Genomic DNA, 24,559 nt, shown 5'->3' on the forward strand with positions numbered 1-24,559 from the left:
GATTGGCGCGACGGTTCAACTCGGCGTAACTCAAGTGCTGTTCCGCAGTCACCACGGCATCGGCGTCTGGCGTGCGCATCACTTGCGCCTCGAAGCGAGCCTGAACGGTCTGGTCGAGATCGTGCGGGACGGCGGTTGCGTTCAGATCAAACAGCAAATGCTGACGCTCCTCGTCCGCCAGCAATGCCACGTGCTCCAGTACCGCTTGATCGTTGCTGACCATCGCCTGCAGCAGTTTCTGCAAGTAACCGACATACCGCTGGATCGTCGCCTCATCGAACAAGGCGATGGCGTATTCCAGCGAACCACGAATCCCGCCCGGTGCGTCCGCCAGCGTCAACGACAGATCGAACTTGGCGAAATGGCTGGGCTCGGCAACGCTTTCCAGCACCAGGTCGCCCAGGCTCAGGCTTGAATCCTGACCACTGTCCCAACTGAACATCGTCTGAAACAAAGGACTGTGGGCCATGCTGCGCAAAGGTTTGGTGATTTCCACCACTTGCTCGAACGGCAGATCCTGGTGGGCCTGCGCCGCCAGGGTTTGTGCCTTGACCCGCGCCAGCAGCGCTTCGGTGCTCAACGCCCCAGAGGTGTCGAGGCGCAATGCCAGGGTGTTGACGAACATGCCGATCAGGCCTTCGATCTCGGCGCGGGTGCGGTTGGCCACTGGCGAACCGATGACCACTTCGGGCTGGCCGGACAAACGACTCAACAGGCTCGCCCAGGCGCTGATCATCAGCATGTACATCGTCACGCCGTGGCGTTGAGACAGGGCTTTGAGCCCGGCACTCAAACGCTCGTCGAGCGCCACTTCGACGGTGCTGCCAGCGAAATCCTGTTCTGCCGGGCGCGGTCGATCCGTCGGCAGCATCAGCAGCGCCGGAGCACCGGCCAGCGTCTGCCGCCAGTATTCGCTCTGACGTTGCAGCACCTCGCCACTGAGCCAGCGTCGCTGCCACACCGCGTAGTCGGTGTATTGCAGCGCCAGCGGCGGCAACGGATCGGGCTGGCCGTGGCTGAATGCCTGATACAACGCCATCAGTTCGCGGGTCAGCACACCCATCGACCAGCCATCGGAAATGATGTGATGCAGGGTCAGCAACAGCACATGGTGATCGTCGGCCAGACGCACGAGACGTCCACGAATCAGCGGGTCGTCCTGCAAGTCGAATGGCCCGGAAGCTTCGCCCTGAATCAGTGCTTGCAAGGTTTCGTCAGGTTGCGGGTGCTGCCGCAGATCTTCGACGCGCAGCAGCAGGCCGCTGTCGACCGGGGCAATCAATACCTGTGCTTCGTCGTTGAACTGGGCGAACCGGCTGCGCAGGGTTTCGTGGCGGGCGACGATGCGCGCCAGCGCCTGTTGCAGCGCCTCTTCGTTCAGACGGCCACGCAGGCGCAGGCCGATGGGAATGTTGTACGCAGTGTTGGCGCCTTCCATTTGCGCCAGAAACCACAAACGTTGTTGGGCAAACGACAGCGGCAAGGCGCCGTCGCGGGCCACCGGCACAATCTCCGGTTGCGTACAGCGTCCGGCTTGCGCCACCGCCTCGGCGACCGCTGCAAGCTCAGCATTGGCGAACAGGTCGGCCAACGCCAGCTCGACCCCGAGACGTTGGCGAACCTGCGAGACCATGCGCATCGCCAGCAGCGAATGGCCGCCGAGTTCGAAGAAGTGATCCTGACGCCCGACGCGCTCAACCTGCAGCACTTGCGCCCAGATCTGCGCCAGCGCAGTCTCCAGTTCGTTGTGCGGCGCCTCGTATTCGCGGGTAAACAATGCCGCGCGATCAGGCTTGGGCAGCGCCTTGCGGTCGACCTTGCCATTGGCGGTCAGTGGCAGCGCGTCGAGTCTGACGAACGCCACCGGCACCATGTAATCCGGCAATTGCGTCAGCAGGTGGGCGCGCAATTCAGCCACGGCCAGCGGCTCGACCTGCGCTTGCTCGGTGAAATAAGCCACCAGTCGCGGTTGCCCGGGTTCGTCTTCGCGAGCCAGCAGTACCGCTTCCTGAATGCCGGGCAACTGGTTGAGGCGGGTTTCGATTTCGCCGAGTTCGATCCGTACGCCACGGATCTTCACCTGATCGTCGTTACGTCCCACATATTCCAGCGTGCCGTCGGCACGCCAGCGTACAAGGTCGCCGGTGCGGTACATGCGCGGATTCGCCGCGCGGCTGAATGGATCGTCGAGGAAACGCTCGGCCGTCAGATCGGCGCGGTTCAGATAGCCTCGCGCGACACCGGCGCCACCGACGTACAGCTCGCCCATGACCCCAATCGGCACCGGGCGCTGCTGCTCATCCAGCACGTACACCGTAGCGTTGGTCACCGGTTTGCCGATGTGCAGCGCGTCGCCCGCCTCGATCCGTCCAGAGGTCGCGACCACCGTGGCTTCGGTCGGGCCGTAGTTGTTGATCACGTCGAATTGCTGATTGCGGTTGAACTGCCGCAAGCGGTCGCCACCGATCAGCAGCGTGCGCAAGGTCGGGTGTTCGAGGTGCTGGCTGAAGGCATATTCGGCCACGGGTGTCGGCAGGAAACTCACGTCCAGCGGCTGCGCACACCACCAGTCGAGCAACGCGTCGATGTCTTCGCTGCCTTCGTGAACCGGTGCCAGATGCAAGGTCGCGCCGGCACACAACGCCGGCCAGACCTCCCAGGCCATGGCGTCAAACCCGAACCCGGCGAGGCTGGAGGTGTGGCGACCGGCGCACAGATCGAACGCAGTGCAGTGCCAGTCGACCAGATTCGACAACGTGAGGTGTTCGACCATCACGCCTTTGGGCAGGCCGGTTGAACCGGAGGTGTAAATAACGTAGGCCAGGTGCTCGACGGTCAGCCCCGGCACTTGCGGATCGAGGATATCTGCCGGCCGGGCATGCCGGTCGAGATCGATCACCGGCACATTCAGCGCGGGCAAGCGCTCCCGCAGATTGTGTTGAGTGAGGACAACGACCGGCGCGCTGTCACTGAGCAGATAGCGCAGACGATCTGCCGGATGCGCCGGATCGACCGGCACATAAGCTGCCCCGGCCTTGAGAATCGCCACCAGCCCGACCAGCGTATCGAGGCCTCGGCGGGCGACGATGGCCACACGGTCGTCGGGCTTCACACCCGATTCGATCAACTGATGGGCCAACGCATTGGCATGGCCGTTGAGCTCGGCGTAGCTCAATGGCTCACCCGCAAATACCGCCGCCACGGCCTCGGGGCGCAGCGCCACTTGCGCCTCGAAACTTTGCGCAATAGTCAGCGTTGCCGGGAAGTCGGCTTGAGTGGCATTGAACGCGACCAGCAGTTGCTCGCGCTCCGCTGCCGGCAGAACCGGCAATTGGTTGAGCGCGGTGTCCGGCGCCTGCTCCAGCGCCAGCACCAGATGTTCCAGGGCGCAATGCATGTACTCGCAGATGCGCTGCGGTTCGACGTCGGTGGTGGCCAGCAGCGTCAGGCTGAACGCATCGGCAAAATCATCGACGCTCAGGGTCAGCGGATAGTTGGTGCGTTCTTCGGAACTGATCGTGCTGATGCCTTCCCAGGCGGCAAGAGTCTCGGCACTCGCCGTTGCCGACGTATGGCTGTGACGGTAATTGAGCAAGGCACTGAACAGCGGCGTGGGTGCAACCACGCCGCTGCAACGTTGCGCCAGCGCCAGCGGTGCGTGTTCGTGGCGCATCAGCGTGGTCAGACGTTTGTGCGTCGCCTCCACCGCCGCCCGCACGCCCTGCGCATCGACATCGACCCGCAGCGGCAAAGTGTTGATGAAAATCCCTAGTGCGCGCTCGGTGGCTTCGGCGCCTTGCATACGGCCCATCAGCACGGTGCCAAACACTACGTTGGGCTTGCCGGTCAATGCGGCCAGTACCTGCGCCCAACCGAGATGGAACAGACTCGCGGCACTCACGCCGAGCTGCCTCGCTTGCGCCCGCAGACGCTGGCCCAGCAGCGGATCGATCGGCAGGCTCAGCTCGGCAATGCCGAGGCCGTCACCCTGGACATCCTGCAAACCGTAGGGCAGCGTCGGCTCGCTGATATCACCGAGCATGTCGCGGAAAAACGCCTCGTGTTCCGCCTCGCTGATGCCCAGCCGCGCTTGCGCCACGTAATTGCGGAACGGCACCGGTCGACCCAGCGCTTGCTGCTGGCCGGTCAGACAGGCGTGCAACTCGTGGCGCACCACGTCGAGCGCCGAGTGGTCCAGCGCCATGTGATGGAACAGCAACGTCGCGACCACTCGCTGACCGGCCTGATCCCAGGCGTAGGCCAGCCGCATCAGCGGTGCACGGGTGACGTCGAGACGGAAATGCCGTGCGTCAAAGCGTTCGTGCAGTTGCTGCAAGACATCGCCCTCGCTGTCGAGCTGCACGTCTTCCACGGGCAGTTGCACCTGACGCCAGACCACTTGCAGCGGCGTATCCAGCCCCTCCCAGTGCACCGCTGTGCGCAGAATGTCGTGGCGATCGATCACCGTTTGCAACGCCTGAATGAAGGCATGCAGACGCTCACGGCTGCTGAAGGCGAAATACGACTGCATGACGTACGGATCGCCCTGCTCGTTGCTCGCGTGGTGATAGAGAATGCCTTCCTGCAACGGCGCCAGCGGATAGATGTCCTGCACATTGGCGGCGCCGCCGGGGATGTCGGCGATCAAGCGGTCAATGGTCGCTTGATCGACTTTGGCGAGGGTCAACATTTCAGATGTGATGCGCGTGGTGCCGGGGCGAATGCCGTTGGCCGGCACCTCGATCTGGCCGGCCTTGCTCGCCGAGTATTGCCCGGCCTTGATCAGTTCGATCAGCGCCGGTTTGTGTTCACGCAGCGCAGCCAACAGGGCCGGATCGCTCAACGCCTGCTTGTTGCCATTGACGCGTAATTGCTCATCGGTCACCGCCAATTGAATGTCTTTGGTCTTCAGGACTGCCAACAGTTCGAGCACATTCACAGGACGATCTCCATTCTTTCCGTAATTGCGGCGTAACCGGCCAGGGTCGGTTGTTCGAACAACGCCCTGACGTCGGCATCCATGCCTTCCTGACGTAACCGGCCGATCAGGCTGACCGCCAGTAATGAGTGACCACCCAGTTCAAAGAAATGGTCGTGGCGCCCTACCCGTTCAACGTTGAGCAGGTCAGCCCAGAGGCGTGCAAGGGTGATTTCGACTTCGCCGACCGGGGCTTCGTATTCACGGGTTTTCAGCGCACTCTGATCCGGTGCCGGCAAGGCCTTGCGGTCGAGTTTGCCGTTGGGGCTCAGCGGCAATGCGGGCAGATGCACGAACACCGCTGGCACCATGTAATCCGGCAAATGTTCAAGCAGATGACTGCGCAGCACGTCGAATTCCAGACGCTCGCCGGTGTAATACGCGACCAGGCGCTTGTCCCCGGGCTGATCTTCACGGGCCAGCACGGCGGCTTCCTGCACGCCAGCGATCCCGGTCATACGCGCCTGAATCTCACCCGGTTCGATGCGCAAACCACGGATCTTCACCTGATCATCGTTACGGCCCAGGTACTCGATGTTGCCGTCCGGGCGATACCGGGCGACGTCGCCGGTGCGGTACATCCGCCCGTCCGGCTGAAACGGATCCTCGAGGAAGCGCTCGGCCGTCAGCTGCGGCCGGTTCAGGTAACCACGGGCGACCTGCACCCCGCCGATGTACAACTCGCCGACCACGCCTTGCGGCACCGGCTGTTGTTGCGCATCGAGGATGTACATTCGGGTATTGGCGATCGGTTTGCCGATCGGGATGTTGTCCGGGGTGTGCTCGATGGGCCCGGCGCAATTCCACGCGGTCACGTCGACGGCCGCTTCGGTCGGGCCGTACAGGTTATGCAACTCGCTGTCCGGCAATTGCAGTTTGAAACGCCGCACCAGACTGCCCGGCAACGCCTCACCGCTGCACATCACCCGCCGCAGACCGCTACTGCGGTCGGTGTCGCTGTTGGCGAGGAACACCTCGAGCATCGACGGCACAAAGTGCAGCGTGGTGATGTTCTCGGCCTCGATCACTTCGCCAAGGTATTGCGGATCCTTGTGCCCGCCGGGACGCGCCATGACCAGTCGCGCCCCGGTCATCAACGGCCAGAAGAACTCCCACACCGAGACGTCGAAGCTGAATGGGGTTTTCTGCAGCACCGAATCGGCCGCGCTCAGTTGATAAGCGTCCTGCATCCACAGCAAACGGTTGACCACGGCGGCGTGCTCGTTGACCACGCCTTTGGGCTGGCCGGTGGAACCGGAGGTGTAGATCACGTACGCGGTGTGTTGTGGGGTCAGCGCCGGTATTTGCAGATTATCGGCAGGCAACGATTGCCAGAGGTTCTGGTCGAGATTGACCACCGGCACAGCGATGTCGCCCAGTAACTCGCGAGTCGAACCCTGCACCAGCACCGCCACCGGCCCGCTGTCCTCAAGCATGCAGGCGAGGCGTTCCAGTGGATACGCCGGATCCAGCGGGACATAGCCGCCGCCGGCCTTGTTGATGGCGAGCAGGCCGATGACCATTTCCAGACTGCGTTCGACGCAGATTGCCACCCGCGAATCCGGCTGCACGCCGAACCTGATCAAGTGTCGGGCCAAGCGATTGGCGTGCTCATTCAGTTGCGCGTAGGTCAATGACTGTTCACCGGCGACGACAGCCAACGCCTGTGGCGTACGCAGTACCTGCGCCTCGAACATACCGTGGATTGTCTGCTGCAAGTCGTAATCGATACCGGTGTCGTTGAGGCCGAACAGCAACGCCTGCCGTTCCTCATCCTGCAACACCGTCAGGCGGTTCAACGCTTGCCGGGGTGTTAGCTGCAACGCGTCGACCAATGCGACCAGCGCGTTCTGCATGAACTGGCTGATGCGTGTCGCACCAATGCGCGCCGGGGTCATCACGGTCAGCTGGAAGCCGCTGCCCAGATCATCAACGTTGAGGGTCAACGGGTAGTTGGTGCGCTCCTCGCCGGCAAGGGATTCGATGCCTTGCCAGGCCTGCCGTCTGGCTTCTGATCGGGCTTCACTGTCGCTATGCCGGTAATTGAGCATCGCGCTGAACAGCGGCGACGGCGCCGCGACACCGCTGCAACGTTGAGCCAGTGCCAGCGAAGCATGTTCGTGGGCCAACAGCGCACTGAGCCGCGCATGCGTCGCCTTGACCCCGGCACGAACGTCGGTTTCATCGATATCCACGCGAAATGGCAAGGTATTGATGAACATGCCCAGTCCGCGATCCGCGCCCGCCCCGCCCTGCATGCGGCCAAGCAGCACCGTGCCGAACACTACCCGTTCCTGGCTCGACGTGGCTGCCAGCACCTGTGCCCAGGCGAGATGGAACAGACTGGCGACGCTGACACCGAGCAACCGTGCCTGACTACGCAGACGTTGCGCCACCGATGCAGGCAGCGGCTGACAGACTTCCTCGATGCCATTGCCGTCACCGTGCACATCCTGCAAACCGAACGGCAGCGTCGGTTCGTCGATGTCGCCAAGCATCTCGCGGAAAAACACTTCGTGCGCTTGCTCGCTGACGCCAAGGCGAGTCTGCGCCACATAATTGCGGTACGGCACGGCGGCCAGCGGCAACCGCTCATCGCCCTGCAGGATCGCCTGCATTTCATCGCTGACCACCGACAGCGCGGTGTGATCCATGGCGATGTGGTGGAACAACAGCATGGCGACCACGCGCTCATTAGCCGGATCGAGGGCGTACACCAGACGCATCAGTGGTGCCTGATCAAGCTCCAGACGCCAGTGCCGCGCATCGAAGCGCGCACGCAGCTGATCGATGGCGTCACCCTGCGCAGGTTCCAGCGCCACGGCTTGAACCGGCAGTTGGGCATACCGCCACACCACTTGCACCGGCGCCACAAGCCCTTGCCAGACAACGGATGTGCGCAGGATGTCGTGTCGCGTCATGACCTGACGCAGCGCCGCCGCAAACGCCTGCAGGCGCTCGAGGCTGTCGAACGCCAGGCACGACTGCAGCAAATACGGATCGCCCTGCGCAGCGCTGAGGTGGTGATAAAGAATCCCTTCCTGCAACGGCGCCAGCGGATAAATGTCCTGCACGTTGGCTGCGCCACCCGGCACTGTGGCGACGATACGCTCGATGCTGGCCTGATCCAGTTGCACCAGCGGCAACAGATCCGGGGTGATGTGCGTGCAATCGGCCGGAATCAGATTGGCCGGCACGTCGACTTCGCGACCGCTGCCCACAGCGGCGGCCAGCGCGGCCAGGGTTGGCTGGCTGAACAGCACGCGCACATCCGTGCTCAAGTCGGCCTGACGCATGCGCTCGATCAGCGTCACCGCCAGCAACGAATGCCCGCCCAGTTCGAAGAAATTGTCGTGACGGCCGACCCGCTCGACCTGCAGCACCTCGGCCCAAAGCTGCGCCAACGTCATCTCGACAGCGCCTTTTGGTGCTTCGTACTCGCGGCTCAGCCAAGCGCTTTGATCCGGCTCGGGCAAAGCCTTGCGGTCGAGTTTGCCGTTGGCGGTCAGCGGCAGGCTGTCCAGTCGCACGTAGGCTGCCGGAATCAGCGTTGGCGGCAACTGTGCTTGCAGGTGACTGCGTAAATCCTCGATCTCGACGCTCTGCCGTTCGGTAAACCACGCCAGCAACTGCCCGTCGCGCACCAGTACCACGCAATCCTGAACGGCCGCGTGGCGGCTCAATGCCGCTTCGATTTCACCCAGTTCGATACGCACGCCACGCAGTTTGACCTGATCGTCGTTACGCCCCAGATACTCAATCGTGCCGTCGGCCAGCCAGCGTGCGAGGTCGCCGGTACGGTACATGCGCGCCTGCGGCTCGTCGCTGAAAGGATCGTCGAGGAAGCGCTCGGCACTCAGCTCGGGCCGGTTCAGGTAACCGCGAGCTACGCCGGCGCCGCCGACAAACAACTCACCCGTGACGCCCACCGGCACCGGCCGTTGTTGTTCGTCGAGCAAATACACCTTGGCGTTGGCCATCGGCCGACCGATATGCAGCGGCCGACCCGCCTCGATCGCGCCAGACGTTGCGACCACCGTGGCCTCGGTCGGGCCATAGTTGTTGATCACCGCAAAGGTCTGCTTCCGGGGGAATTGCCGCAACGTGTCGCCACCAATCAACAGCGTGCGCAAGGTCGGGTGCCCAAGGTCGCGACTGAAGGCATATTCGGCCACCGGTGTCGGCAGGAAACTCACCTGCAACGGCTGCGCGCGCCACCAGTCGAGCAAGTCGTCGAGGTGTTCGTTGCTCACCGATTGCGGCGGCAGGTGCAGGGTCGCGCCCACGCAAAGCGCCGGCCATACCTCCCACGCCATGGCATCGAAACCGAAACCGGCGACGCTCGCCGTGTGGCTCCCAGCCTGCAGATCGAAGGCCTCACAGTGCCAGTGCACGAGGTTTTCCAGCGTCGCGTGCTCGACCATCACGCCTTTCGGCTCACCAGTGGAGCCGGAGGTGTAGATCACATAGGCCAGATGCGCCGGCGTCAGCGTCGGCAGTTGCGGATTGGCTTCGGACAGGTGTTGCCAGGTGGCGTTGTCCAGATCAATCACCGGCCCGCTGCCAAGAAGGTCTCGGGTCGAGGCCTGCACCAGCATTGCCATCGGGCTGCTGTCCTGCAACAGATAGGCAATGCGCTCCTGCGGATACGCCGGGTCGACCGGTACATAACCGGCACCGGCCTTGAGGATCGCCAGCAACGCCACGAGCATGTCCGGGCTGCGGCGCAGGCACACGGCAACCCGGTCATCCGGCAACACGCCAAGCCCGATCAAGTGATGAGCCAGGCGATTGGCGCGCTGATTGAGTTGACCGTAAGTCAACTGCTGCGCGCCCTGCACCACCGCCACAGCATCCGGCTGCTGCTCGGCCTGAGCCTCCACCAACCGATGAATCATCGCGCCACGCGGATAAGCGGCTGAATACTGGTTAAAGCCAACCAGCAAGCGCTCGTATTCCGCCACCGAGAGAATCGGCAAACGGTTGAGCGGGCGTTGCGGCGCCTGCTCCAGCGCCGACACCAAATGTTCGAGCGCGGTGTGCATGTAGCTGCAAATCCGTTGCGCACCGATCTCCGCAACCGCCAGCACGTCGAGGGCAAAACCTTCGCCCAGATCATCCACGGATAGCGTCAGCGGATAATTGCTGCGCTCTTCGCCACCGAGCATGCGCACGCCCTGCCAGATACCCTGGCCGTCATGCGGCTGCTGTTCGGCGGCACTGTGCCGGTAATTGAGCAAGGCACTGAACAGTGGCGCGGAGCCGGCCATGGCGCTGCAACGCTGGGCCAGCGCCAGCGACGCGTGCTCATGGCCGAGCAGCGCCGTCAGCCGCGCGTGGGTGGCTTTCACCCCGGCGCGCACGCTTTCACTCAGATCAACGCGCAACGGCAAGGTGTTGATGAACACACCCAGCGTACGGTCGGCGCCCGCGCCGCCCTGCATCCGCCCCATCAGCACGGTGCCGAAGACCACGTCGCGACGCCCGGACAACACGCCCAACACTTGTGCCCAGGCCAGGTGCATCAGGCTCGCCGGGCTGACACCCACCTGCCGCGCCTGTTCACGCAGGCGCAGATTGAGGCCGGCATCGACCGGGTGCAGCGCTTCTTCGACGCCGCGCCCGTCGCCCTGCACGTCGTGCAAACCGAAGGGTAGTGTCGGCTCGTCGATATCGCCGAGCATCTCGCGGAAGAACGCTTCATGTTCCTGCTCATTGGCGCCCAGACGTGCCTGCGCCACGTAGTTGCGGTAAGGCATCGGCGGCGTCAGCGTATCCACTTGGTCGAACATCATCGCGTGCATTTCCCGACCGATCACGTCCATCGCGGTGTGATCGAGAATCGAGTGATGGAACAGCACCATTGCGAGCACTTGCTGCTGCGACGGATCTTCGGCGTAAACCATGCGAATCAACGGCGCCTGAGTGAGGTCGAGGCGGTAATGTCGCGCATCGAAACGGCCGTGCAACTGTTCGAGAATGTCGCCGTCCTGAACCGCCAGCGCCACGTTTTGCACGACCATCTGCGCCTCGCGCCAGACCACTTGCTGCGGGCTGGGCAAGCCTTCCCAGACCACGCTGGTGCGCAGAACGTCGTGACGGCCGATGACCTGCTGCAAGTGTTCGGCGAAGGTCTGCAAGCGTTCGAGACTGTCGAACGCCAGACGCGATTGCAGCAAATACGGATCGCCCTGTTCAGCGCTCAAGTGGTGATAAAGAATGCCTTCCTGCAGCGGTGCCAACGGATAAATATCCTGCACATTGGCGGCGCCACCCGGCACCGTGGCAACAATGCGTTCGATGCTGGCCTGATCCAGTGAGGTCAGGGTCAGCATGTCGGGCGTGATGTAGGTGCAATCGGCCGGAATCAGATTGGCCGGCACATCGATTTCCCGCCCACCGCCCAAGGCGCGGGCCAGTGCCGCCAGGCTTGGCTGGTTGAACAGCACGCGCACATCGGCGCTCAAACCGACCTGACGCATGCGCTCGATCAGGCTGACCGCCAACAGCGAATGCCCGCCCAGTTCGAAGAAATTATCGTGACGACCGATCTGCTCGACTTTCAGTACATCGGCCCAGATCTGCGCCAGGGCGATCTCGACGGCGCCCTGTGGCGCTGCGTATTCACGACTGAGCCACGCGTGCTGATCCGGATCGGGCAAGGCCTTGCGATCAAGTTTGCCGTGGGCGGTCAGCGGCAAATCGTCCAGTCGAACGTAAGCGGCCGGCACCAGCGTGTCCGGCAGGCAGTGTTGCAGGTGACGGTGCAAATCGGCGATTTCGCTGGCGCGGGTTTCGGTGAACCAGGCGACGAGGCGCCCGTCACGCACCAGCACCACGCAATCCTGCACCGCGTCGTGCGCGCGCAGGGCTGCTTCGATTTCACCGGGTTCAATGCGCACGCCACGCAGTTTGACCTGATCGTCGTTGCGTCCCAGGTACTCGATGTTGCCGTCGGCGAGCCAGCGCGCAAGGTCGCCGGTGCGGTACATCCGCGCGTGGGGCTGGTCGCTGAACGGGTCGTCGAGAAAGTGTTCGGCAGTCAGTTCCGGGCGATTCAGATAACCGCGTGCCACGCCGGCGCCACCGACATATAGCTCGCCTTGCACGCCCACCGGTACGGGCTGTTGCTGGCGATCAAGCAAATAGACTTTGGCATTGGCGATGGGCCGGCCGATGTGCAGAACCTGTCCGGGCTCGACTCGTCCGGAAGTGGCGACGACCGTGGCTTCGGTCGGGCCGTAGTTGTTAATCACGGCGAACGTCTGCTCGCGGGGGAATTGCCGCAGCTTGTCGCCACCGATCAACAGCGTGCGCAGGGTCGGATGTCCCAACCCACGGCTGAACGCGTATTCGGCCACCGGGGTCGGCAGGAAACTCACCTGCAACGGCTGCGCGCGCCACCACTCGAGCAATTCATCGAGGTGTTCGTTGCCGATCGAGGGCGGCGGCAGGTGCACGGTCGCGCCGACACACAGTGCCGGCCAGACTTCCCACGCCATCGCATCGAAACCGCAGCCGGCGACGCTGGCGGTGTGGCTGCCGGCGTGCAGATCGAACGCTTCGGCGTGCCAGTGCACGAGGTTTTCCAGCGTCCGGTGTTCAACCATCACGCCTTTGGGCTGGCCGGTAGAACCTGAGGTGTAAATCACGTAGGCCAGACTGTCCGGGGTCAGTCTCGACAATCGCGGGTTGCTGTCCGGCAAGTGCTGCCAGTCGATGGTATCCAGTTCGATCACCGGTACGGCGCCGAGCAGATGGCGCGTCGATGCCTGGGCGAGTACGGCAATCGGATCGCTGTCCTGCACCAGGTAAGCGATGCGCTCTGCCGGATAATCCGGATCGATCGGCACGTACCCGGCGCCCGCCTTGAGAATCGCCAACAGCGCGACAAGCAGGTTCGGGCCGCGCCGCAGGCACACCGCCACACGGTCGTCGACTTGCACACCGAGGCCGATCAGGTGATGGGCCAGGCGATTGGCCTGTTGATTCAACTCGCCGTAGCTCAGTTGTTGCTCGCCCTGCACCGTTGCCAGCGCCTCGGGTCGCGCGGCCACTTGCGCTTCGAACAGGCGATGCACCGTTTGCGCAGCCGGAAATTCACGACCGCTGATGTTCAAGCCGACCAGCACCCGCTGGCGTTCAGCCGCAGAGACAATCGACAGTTGCTGCAACGGCATTGCCGGGCTGGATTCCAGCGCCGCGACCAGACTGCTCAGCGCCGTCTGCAGGTAATCGCAGACCCGCACGCCGTCGATTTGCGGCACGGCTTGCACGCTCAGGCGCAAACCCGAACCGAAGTCGTCGACACTGACCACCAACGGATAATTGCTGCGCTCGCGAGAGCTGAGAACCTGCACGCCCTGCCACATTTCTGCATCCGGCTGCGGGGCGCTGTGGCGGTAGTTGAGCAACGTGCTGAACAACGCCTGTGAACCCGCGACACCGCTGCAACGCTGGGCCAGAGCCAGCGAAGCCTGCTCATGGCCGAGCAATTGCGCCAGGCGCGCATGCGTGGCCAGTACGCCGTCCTGTACCGAACCTTCACCGACGCTGACGCGCAGCGGCAAGGTATTGATGAACATCCCCAGCGCGCGGTCAGCGCCTTCACCGCCCTGCATGCGCCCGAGCAGTACGGTGCCGAACACCACCTCCTGCTGACCGCAAACCCGCGCCAGCACCTGAGCCCACGCCTGATGCACCAGACTGGCAACGCTGATGCCGAGTCGACGCGATTGCGCGCGCAGGCGCAGGCCAAGATCGGCGTCCACGGCGGCGTGGCTGTCGACAATCTCGCTGCCATCGCCGTGAGCGTCGTGCACACCGAACGCCACGGTCGGCTCATGGATGTCGGCAAGCATCTCGCGGAAAAACGCCTCGTGCGCTTGTTCATCCGCGCCGAGCCGCGCCTGCGCCACATAATTGCGGTATTGCACCGGTGCCAGCAAATCAATGGGGGTGCCGTGCATGACGTCATTCATTTCCGCGACCAGCACTTGCAACGCGGTGTGATCGAGGACGATATGGTGCATCAGGAGCATGCCGATCCAACGGTTGTGCGACCGATCTTCGGTGTAGGCAAAACGCATCAGCGGTGCGCGATTGAGGTTCAGACGATAGTGCCGTGGGTCGAAGCGCGCCTGCATCTGCGCCAGTACATCGCCGTCGAGCTCATCGGCATCGACGCGTTCCAGCGCCAGCGGCGCCTCGCGCCAGACCACTTGCACCGCCTCTTCCAGCCCTTCCCAGACCACCCCGGTGCGCAAGATGTCGTGGCGTTCGATGACGCTGTTCAGGGCACGCACGAAGGTTTTGATCTGCGCCAGACCGTCGAAGGCGAATTGCGCCTGCAACACATACGGATCGCCGGCGTGGGTCGCCAGATGGTGATAGAGAATCCCCGCCTGCAACGGCGCCAGACCATAAATGTCCTGCACATTGGCAATGCCGCCGGGCACGCTGGCGATGACCCGATCGATAGCGGCCTGATCAAGATTGGCCAGCGGCAACATGGCCGGCGTGATGCGTGTACAGCCGGGCTCGATGAGATTGTCCGGAACCACGATCGCCGGGGCATGGCCCAGAGTAGCCGCGAGTGCCGCCACGCTCGGCTGGCCGAACAGCACCCGCACATCACACTGCAAACCCTCCTGACGCATGCGCTCGATCAGCTTTACCGCCAGCAGCGAATGACCGCCGAGTTCGAAAAAATTGTCATGCCGGCCAACCTGCTCGACCCCGAGCAAGCGCTGCCAGATCCCGGCGATCAGGGTTTCCACGGCACCGACCGGCGCTTCGAAACCACGTTGGGCAAAAGCCTCGCTGCCCGGTAGCGGCAAGGCTTTGCGGTCGAGTTTGCCGTTAGTGGTCAGCGGGAAAGCGTCCAGACGCACGAAAGCGCTCGGCACCATGTAGTCGGCCAGCGAAGCCAGCAGGTGATCACGCAATTGCGCCACATCCGGCGCGGCGCTTTCGTCAGCCAGCCAGTAGGCAACCAGACGCTGATCACCGGGGATGTCTTCGCGAGCGATGACCAGCGCTTCGCGCACGCCTTCGCAGGCACACAAACGTGCTTCGATTTCGCCCAGCTCGATACGGAAACCGCGAATTTTCACTTGATCGTCGTTGCGCCCCAGATAGTCGAGGCTGCCGTCTGCGGCCCAGCGCGCAAGGTCGCCGGTCTTGTACAGGCGCGCCTCGGAGTGCGGGTTGAACGGATCGGCGATAAAGCGTTCGGCGGTCAGCGCTTCGCGATTCAGATAACCGCGCGCCACCCCGGCACCGCCGACGTACAACTCACCAATCACACCGACCGGCACCGGCTCGCGCTGCGCATCGAGCACGTACAACTGCAGGTCGGGGATGCGTACGCCAATCGGACTGACGCCGACCCGATGCGCATCGGCGGCTTGCAGCGGTCGATAGGTCACGTGCACGGTGGTTTCGGTAATGCCGTACATGTTCACCAGCCGCGTACCGGCGTTGCCAACCCGTGCGTACCAGGGTTTAAGCATTCCCGGCTCCAGCGCTTCACCACCGAAAATCACTTCACGCAACGAGTGCTGCAACGGGCTGCGCGCCTGGGCGGCGATCAGTTGGCGGAACGCGCTCGGCGTCTGGTTGAGCACGGTCACACCGGTTTTGCACAGCAACGCATAGCAGTCATCCGGCGAACGACTGACGGCTTGCGGCACCAGCAACAACTGCCCGCCAAACGCTAGCGCGCCCCAGATTTCCCACACCGAAAAGTCGAACGCGAAGGAATGGAACAGCGCCCAGATGTCTTGCTGGTTGAACTGAAACCAGTCGTGCGTGGCGCGGAACAGACGCGCAACATTGCGGTGTTCGACCATCACGCCTTTGGGTAACCCGGTGGAACCGGAGGTGTAGATTACGTACGCCAGATGCGCCGCCGTCAGCTCGGCGATCTGCGGATTGCTGTCGAGTTCGACGTTGATGGCGGCGCTGTCGAGATCGATCTGCGGCAGGTCGAGACCGGCCACACAGTCTTGCGTTGCCACATGCGTGAGCAGAGCCACCGGTGCGCTGTCCGTTAACGTGAAGCGGATTCTGTCGAGTGGATATGCCGGATCGATGGGCACATAACAGGCGCCAGCCTTGAGCACGCCGAGCAAGCCGATGATCATTTGCGGGCCACGCTCGACGCAGATGGCAACGCGGTCGTCAGGGCAGATATTCAGCGCCAGCAAATGGTGCGCGACCTGATTGGCGCGACGATTGAGCTCGCCGTAGCTGAGTGTCTGTCCGTCGAAAATCAGCGCTGTGGCGTCAGGTCGGGACTGAGCAAAAACTTCGAATTGCCGGTGGATCAACGGTGCGTCGGGGAACTGTGCCAGCGCTGAATTGACGCCGCGCAGCAGGTGCTCACGTTCGCTGGACGGAAGAATTTTCAGATCGTGCAGAGCCACATCGGGGGTGGCCTGCAGCGCCTCGGCCAGACTCTCCAGCGCCGTGCTCAGGTAAGCGGCCATGCGCTCGGCACCCAGAGCGGCATCGGCCAGCGCGGTGATACGCAAGTCGAGGCCGAGGTCATCGATGTTTATCGTCAGCGGATAGTTGGTGCGTTCACGGGCACCGAGCACTTGCACACCGGGGGCAATATCGACCACTTCGGCAACTTCTTCGACGCTGCTGTGCCGATAGTTGAGGATCGCGCTGAACAGCGGCGTCGGCACCGCGACCGCGCTGCAGCGTTGGGCCAAAGCCAGCGAAGCTTGTTCATGCGCCAACAGCGCGGTCAGTCGACGATGTGTGGCAAGCACGCCCGCACGTACGCTTTCAGCGCCGACGTCGACTCGCAGCGGCAAGGTATTGATGAACATCCCCAATGCCTGCTCGCCGCCCTCACCCGCGTCCATCCGCCCCAGCAGCACGGTGCCGAACACCACCGCCGTGCGCCCGGACAACTGGCCGAGTACCCGTGCCAGCGCCAGATGCGTCAGGCTCGCTACGCTCACGCCAAGCTGCCGCGCCTGCTCGCGCAACTGCCGGCTCAAACGGCTGTCGAGCAGCAACGTGGCTTCTTCGATGGCGTGACCATCGCCCTGCACATCTTGCAAGCCACACGGCAGCGTCGGCTCGTCGATATCGGCGAGCATGTCGCGGAAAAACGCTTCCTGAGCCTGCTCATTGCCCTTACTGCGCGCCAAGGCCAAATGGTCGCGGTAGGGCACGGCGGCTGCCACCTGTGCGGTCTGCCCGAGCAGGAATGCCTGAATTTCCCGGCGCATCACATCCAGCGCAACGTGGTCCATGATCATGTGATGAAACAGCAGTAGCGCCACCACGCGGCCCTGGGCAGGATCCTGCGCATACACCATACGCAGCAACGGCGCTCGCTGCATGTCGAGACGAAAGTGCTGCGGGTCGTGGCGTTCGAGCAGTTGTGCAAGCACGTCGGCGCCGCTATCGATGGTGATTTCCTGACACACCAGAGACGCGTCGCGCCAGACCACTTGCACCGCTTCATCGAGGTATTCCCAGACGAACGAGGTGCGCAAAATGTCATGACGCTTGACTACCCAGCGCAGTGCATCGGCGAAGCTATCCAGCCGCTCCTGGCTGTCAAACACAAAGCGCGCCTGGGAGATGTAGGGGTCGCCGGCAGCGGCCGAGAGATGGTGATAAAGCATGCCCTCCTGCAACGCGGACAGCGGATAAATATCCTGCACATTCGCGGCGCCGCCCGGCACCGTGGCGACGATGCGGTCGACGGCCTCCTGACTCAGTTGCACCAGCGGCAGCATGTCCGGAGTGATGCGGTATGCCGGACTCAGCCAGTCACCGCCGTGTTGGGCGACCAGTTCCAGCAGTTGTGCCTTGTGCACGGTGAGGCTATCCCACAACGCGTCGTCCAGCGCGTCGTCGCTGCCCAGAATGACCAGGTCTTCATCTTCCTGTTGAAGGCGGATCGCATGGGTGGAAATAACAGCCATCAGTTCACTGAAATGCATGAGGTAACCTGCTGTAAATTCAAGAAAAGGAGCGCGCAGCAGCGAGTCCGTGCACGCGGCGCGCAGCCTGGAAAAACTAAAACATCGGGGCTTGGGAAGCTGACATGGGAAGCGGGGACAATCCGCACTCCCCATGGGCTGCAACGCTTTGAATCCCCTGTAGGAGCTGCCGCAGGCTGGATTCTCAGAGCCGGCGTTTGCGGTTGAGGCTAGGGATGGTGGTCTGCGGGATATCCAATTGCTCAGCCTGGCTGCGGGTGTTGGCCGCCAGTGCCGCCAGCGTCGGCTGGCTGAACAGCGTCCGCGCATCGACATGCAACCCGGCCTGACGCATACGTGCCACCAGGCTCACCGCCAGCAACGAATGCCCACCCAGCTCAAAGAAGTTGTCATGGCGCCCAACCTGCTCGACCTTGAGTACCAGCGCCCAGATCTGCGCCACCGCGCGTTCAACTTCGCCCTCGGGCGCCTCATAAGGACGGTTGAGCAGCGCTTCAACCCCAGGTTCGGGCAATGCCTTGCGATCGATTTTGTCGTTTGGCGTCAACGGCAGTGCCGCCAGCAGCACGTAAGCGCCAGGCACCATGAACTCCGGCAGACGCTCCAGCACATGCGCGCGCAATGTTTCAAGACTCGGCGCAGCCGCCCCGGCGCGCACGCTGTAATAAGCCACCAGACGCTCATCGCGCACCAGCACCACCGCTTCGCGAATGGCCGGGTATTCGAGCAGCCGCGCTTCAATCTCACCCGGCTCAAGCCGCACTCCGCGTAGCTTGACCTGAAAGTCATTGCGACCGAGGAACTGCAAATTGCCGTCATTGCCGTAACGCACCAGATCGCCAGTGCGATACAAGCGATCCCCGGCCACGAACGGGCTATCGATAAAGCGCTCGGCCTGCATCTGCGGCAGCCCCATGTAACCCCGCGCCACACCAATACCGCCAATGTGCAATTGCCCGCTGACACCGATTGGCACCGGTTGGTCGTGCGCATCGAGCACATACAGGCGGGTATTGCAGATAGCCTTGCCGATCGGCAATTCGATATGCGGCACCGGCATGTCCGGTTCGAGTGTCCATGCCGTGCTGTCGACGGTGGCTTCAGTCGGACCATAAACGTTGTGCAGACGCACCCACGGCAGGTGTCGGCGCACATCGCGGGCCAATGCCGCCGTGAGTTCGCCACCCCCACAGAAAATATCAGTGAGACTGCTGCACTCCCTGATGTCCTCCAGTTCCAGGAACTGCTGCAACAGTGCCGGCACGAACTGGACCACAGTGATGCGTTGCTGACGAATCACTTGCGCCAGATACGCCGGTTCACGGTGGCCACCCGGCCGTGCCAGCACCAGACGCACGCCGGCAGCCAGCGGCCAGAAGAACTCCCACACCGACCCGTCGAAACTGAACGGTGCTTTCTGCAACAACGCGGCGCCCGGGGTCGGCGGGCAGATCAGCGAGCCCCAATGCACCAGATTGCACAGGCCACGATGCTCCAGCATCACGCCTTTCGGCGTGCCAGTAGAGCCGGAGGTGTAGATCATGTAGGCCAGATTCTCGGCGCCGAGACCTGCCACCTGTGGATTAGCCTGCGGATGGTCCTGCCACGCGCCGTCGTCGAGATCGACCAGCGTCACCCCGGGCTCGCCGAGCAGATCGCGCGTCGCGGCATGCACCAGCAACGCCACCGGGGCGCTGTCCTGCAACATATAGCTGAGGCGTTGCAACGGATAATCAGGGTCAAGCGGCACGTAAGCACCGCCCGCCTTGAGAATACCCAGCAGACCGATAACCAGTTCAGGCCCTCGCTCGACGCAGATCGCCACCCGCGAATCCGGCCGTACACCCAAACCACGCAGGTGATGCGCCAAGCGATTGGCTTGCTCGTTCAACTGGCGAAAAGTCAGACGCTGCTCGGCAAATTGCACGGCGATCGCCTCTGGCTTGCGCTGTGCCTGTTGCTCGAACAGTGTGTGAATCGGCTGGTCCATCGGGCAATCAACGGCTGTCGCGTTGAACTCGATCAGCAGCCGTTGCAGTTCTTCTCGCGGCAAGATCGGCAGGCGATTCAGCGGCAGTTGCGGAGTGTCCTCCAACGCCTCTACCAAGCCTTCCAATGCCAATTGCACATAGGCGCAAATACGTTGTGCGCCAACGCTCGCTACGGTTCTTGCGGTCAAGCGAAAACTCGTGCCGAAATCATCGACGCTCAAGGTGAACGGGTAATTGGTGCGTTCCTCGTTGGCCAGGGTTTCGATACCTTGCCAGGTTTGCCGCGAACCTTTTTGTTCGACGTCGTCGCTGTGCCGATAGTTGAGCAAGGCACTGAACAACGGTGACGGCGCGGCAACCCCACTGCAACGCTGGGCCAGCGCCAGTGACGCGTGTTCATGGCCGAGCAGTGCCGTCAGCCGTGCATGGGTGGACTTCACGCCCGCTCGGGCGCCCACGCCGACATCGACTCGCAGCGGCAAGGTGTTGATGAACACGCCCAACGCCCGGTCGGCCCCTGCGCCGCCCTGCATGCGGCCCATAAGCACCGTGCCGAACACAACACTTTGCTGGCCGCAAGTCGCCGCCAGCACTTGCGCCCAGGCGAGATGGATCAGGCTGGCCACACTGACGCCGGACTGACGTGCCTGCTGCTGCACGCGCTGGTAGAGACCGGTCGCCAGCGTCTGCTCGGCCTCCTCGATATCGCTGCCGTCGCCCTGCACGTTCTGCAAGGCGAACGGTAAGGTCGGCTCGTCGATGCCGGCGAGCATCTCGCGGAAGAACGCCTCGTGTTCCTGCTCGCTGACACCCAATCGCGTCTGCGCCACATAGTTTCGATACGGCACCGGTGTTGCCAGCGGTTGCGTGTGCCCCGAAAGGCTGGCGTGGATTTCTTCGCGCATCGCCTCCAGCGCGATGTGATCCATGACCAGGTGATGGAACAACAGGATGCCGACCACTCGGTCATGTGCCGGATCGCGAGCGTACATCAGGCGCAGCAACGGCGCCTGACTGACATCGAGGCGATAACGCCGGGCGTCGAAGCGTTGGTGCAACTGATCGATGATCTCCCCATGTGCCGGATCGAATTCGATCTCCTGAAGCGGCAGGATCGCCTCGCGCCAGACCACCTGCACCGGTGATGTCAGCCCCTCCCAGACCACGGCCGTGCGCAGGATGTCGTGCCTCGCCATGACTTGACGTAGCGCAACGGCGAAGGCCTCGACTCGCTCGATGCTGTCGAACGCCAGCTGCGATTGCAGCAGATACGGATCGCCCTGCGCAGCGGTGATGTGGTGATAGAGGATGCCTTCCTGCAACGGCGCAAGCGGGTAAATGTCCTGCACATTGGCGGCACCGCCCGGTACCGTAGCGACGATGCGCTCGATCATCGCCTGATCCAGTTGCACCAGCGGCAAAAGATCGGGGGTGATGTGCGTGCAATCGACAGGAATGCGGTTAGCCGGTACCGCCACTTCGCGACCACTGCCTTCCGCCGCCGCCAACGCCGCGAGCGTCGGTTGGCTGAACAACACACGGACATCGCTGCTCATGCCGATCTGACGCATCCGTTCAATGAGGATCACGGCCATCAACGAATGGCCGCCCAGCTCGAAGAAATGGTCGTGGCGCCCTACTCGTTCAACCTGCAAGACTTCGGCCCAGATCTGCGCCAGAGCGATTTCGACGGCACCTTGCGGTGCTTCGTATTCACGCCGGATCAACGCGTCCGGCCCCGGCGCCGGCAACGACTGGCGGTCAAGCTTGCCATTGGCAGTCAGGGGCAAAGTTGCCAAGCGTACATAGGCCGCCGGCAGCATGGCGCTGGCCAGACGGGTTTTCAGGTGCGCATGCAGATCGCTGATTTCCACTGGTTCACGCTCGGTGAACCACGCCAGCAGTTGCCCGTCGCGCACCATCACTACGACGTCCTGCACGGCGTCATGGCTAGCGAGCGCGGCTTCGACCTCGCCCGGTTCGATGCGCACACCACGGATTTTCACTTGATCGTCGTTGCGCCCCAGATATTCGAGATTGCCGTCGGTACGCCAACGCGCGAGGTCACCCGTGCGATACAGGCGAGCATCCAGTTCAGCGCTGAATGGATCGCGTAAAAAACGCTCGGCGGTCAGCTCCGGACGATTGAGGTAACCCCGGGCAACACCGGCCCCACCGACGTACAACTCGCCAGTAACGCCTGGAGGCACTGGTCGTTGTTGCTCATCGAGCAAATACACCGTGGCGTTGCTCACCGGTTTGCCGATGTGCAGCAGCTGTCCCGCTTCGATTCTCCCGGACGTGGCGACCACCGTGGCCTCGGTCGGGCCGTAGTTGTTGATCACCTCGAAGGATTGCGCGCGGTTGAACTGGCGCAGTCGATCACCACCGATCAACAACGTGCGCAACGTCGGATGTTGAAGGTTCTTGCCAAAGGCGTACTCGGCAATCGGCGTCGGTAGAAAACTCACGTCCAGCGGTTGCGCTTGCCACCAGTCGAGTAACGCGTCGAGGTCCTCATTGCCTTGACTGGCGGCTGGCAAATGCACGACCGCACCCACACACAGCGCCGGCCAGACCTCCCACGCCATCGCATCGAAACCGAAACCGGCCAGGCTTGAGGTGTGCTGGCCAGCGCTGAGGCCAAAGGCGTCACAATGCCAATCGATCAAGTTGCCTAACGTGCGGTGCTCGACCATGACCCCTTTGGGCAAACCGGTGGAACCCGAGGTGTAAATCACATAAGCGAGGTTCGCAGGTGTCAGCCCAGGCACGAATGGATCGCTGAAATCGGCCACCGGCCAGGCGCGCTGATCGAGTTCGATCACCGGTACTGGCAGCGTCGGCAACTGGCTGCGCAGATCAGTTTGCGTGAGCACCACCACTGGCTCACTGTCACCGAGCAGATAGCTCAGGCGTTCGACGGGATGTGCCGGATCAATCGGTACATAACCCGCGCCGGCCTTGAGGATCGCCACCAGCCCGACCAGCGTGTCGAGCCCGCGCCGGGCGACGATGGCCACCCGATCATCAGGGCGAACACCAAGGCCGATCAGGTGATGAGCCAGGGCATTGGCCTGCCGGTTCAGTTCGGCATAAGTCAGCCGTTGCCCCTGACAGACTGCCGCCACCGCCTGCGGTCGTTCACGTGCCTGGGCCTCAATACGCTGATGCGTCGTCAGCCCTTGCGGATAATCGACGCCGGTTGCATTCCACGCCTGCAACAACCGCGTCTCCGTCGGAGTACTCAAGTTGAAATCGGTGACCAACAGATCGAGGTTTTCCAACCCCTGTTCCAGGATCAACAACAAACGCTCGGCCAACGCCTGAATCTCATGTTCCTCGAAGTACGCTGTCCCGTAGACCAGGTGCAGCCAGGTCTTGTCACTGTGTCGATTGCCGCGTAAATGCAGGGACAACGGCATCGATTCGTGATGGTTGGAAACCATCACCTCGAAGCCCGACGCTTCACCGTATCGATAGTCGTGGTTGTCCAGCTCATACGAAACCGACACTTCAAACAACTGTGAACGCCCCTCCCCCAACATGCCCAACGCGCGGTTCAATTCACTCAGGGAAAACCGCTGATGACGAAAGTCCTGCTTGAGATCTTCGCCGATCGCCTTGACCAGACCGCCGAACGACAAATCACGGCCGAAGCGCATGCGCATCGCACTGACCTGCGTGAACAGACCGATTGTGGACTTGAAGCGTGCACCGGAGCGATTGAGGATCGGTAACCCCACAACCCATTCGTCACGCTGCGTGGTGCGACTGAAATACACATGCAATGCCGCCAACAACACATGAAAAGCCGAAGCACCGCGTTGCATGGCGGTATCTTTCATCCGTTCATGCAGTAATTCAGGAAATGCCCGGACGTAAGCACAAGCCGGTGTCGCGCTCTGCCCGGCAGATTCGTGATAACGCGGATACAACAACGGCTCGGGCACGCTGCGGTACTTATCCAGCCAGTAGGCCTGGTCATTCACATACCGTGTCGAGCCACGATACTGCGCATCTTCAGCAATAAAGTCCGCATAGGACGGTGCCGTCAGTGCTGGCTGCTGCCCCTCAAGCAGTGCGCTGTAATGCTCACCCACTGACTTGAACAGCAGCCCATAACCCCAGCCATCAAGGATCAGGTGATGGGTCTGGGCACTGAACCAATATCGATGCGGGCTCAACTTGATCAGGCAAAAACGCAAGAGTGGCTGGCCATCCAACGCATAAATTTCTTGCATCTGCTGTTCCAGCAGACTTTGAGCGGCCAACTGCGGGTCAGGATCTGCGGACAGATCGTGGATTGGCATCGCCACCGGAACCGTTTCAACAAAACGCTGCAATGGCAGCCCGCCCGCACCAGCGCCCGACAACAGAATTGTGCGCAGGGCATCGTTGGCGGCCACCACGCTTTCCAGCGCCGTTTGCATCAGCCGTGGCTCCACCGCTTCATTCAGATCAACGTATGCCCCGATGTTGTACAGGGGTGAATCGCCCATCCTTTGCTGGTCCAGCCAGATATCCCGTTGGGCGGCGGTCAGGGCAAACGTTCCTACGGGCGCGGACAGATCGTCCGCCGCGTTGGCAGAAATAGGCTGCATAAGATCCTTCTC

General features: G+C 62.6%; 3 protein-coding genes (1 of these 3 only partly in view). All 3 read right to left on the bottom strand.

Annotated elements, in window-relative coordinates; translation table 11 throughout:
• On the bottom strand, positions 1-4,939 hold the start of the coding sequence (locus F2P67_RS12280) for a non-ribosomal peptide synthase/polyketide synthase (protein ID WP_166220677.1). The gene continues 12,905 nt to the left of window position 1, outside the view; 4,939 of the gene's 17,844 nt are visible here — the first part of the coding sequence; the start codon lies at positions 4,937-4,939; the stop codon falls past the left edge of the window.
• A complete protein-coding gene (locus F2P67_RS12285) occupies positions 4,936-17,952 on the bottom strand; it encodes a non-ribosomal peptide synthetase (protein WP_166220679.1) in 13,017 nt (4,338 codons plus the stop codon). The genes F2P67_RS12280 and F2P67_RS12285 overlap by 4 nt, the downstream gene beginning before the upstream one ends.
• A gap of 184 nt (positions 17,953-18,136) precedes the next feature.
• Positions 18,137-24,547, bottom strand: a complete 6,411-nt coding sequence (locus tag F2P67_RS12290) for a non-ribosomal peptide synthetase (RefSeq protein ID WP_166220681.1) — start codon at positions 24,545-24,547, stop codon at positions 18,137-18,139.
• Between the last annotated feature and the right edge of the window lie 12 nt (positions 24,548-24,559).

The organism is Pseudomonas atagonensis, from assembly GCF_011369485.1.
GTDB classification, from domain to species: domain Bacteria; phylum Pseudomonadota; class Gammaproteobacteria; order Pseudomonadales; family Pseudomonadaceae; genus Aquipseudomonas; species Aquipseudomonas atagonensis.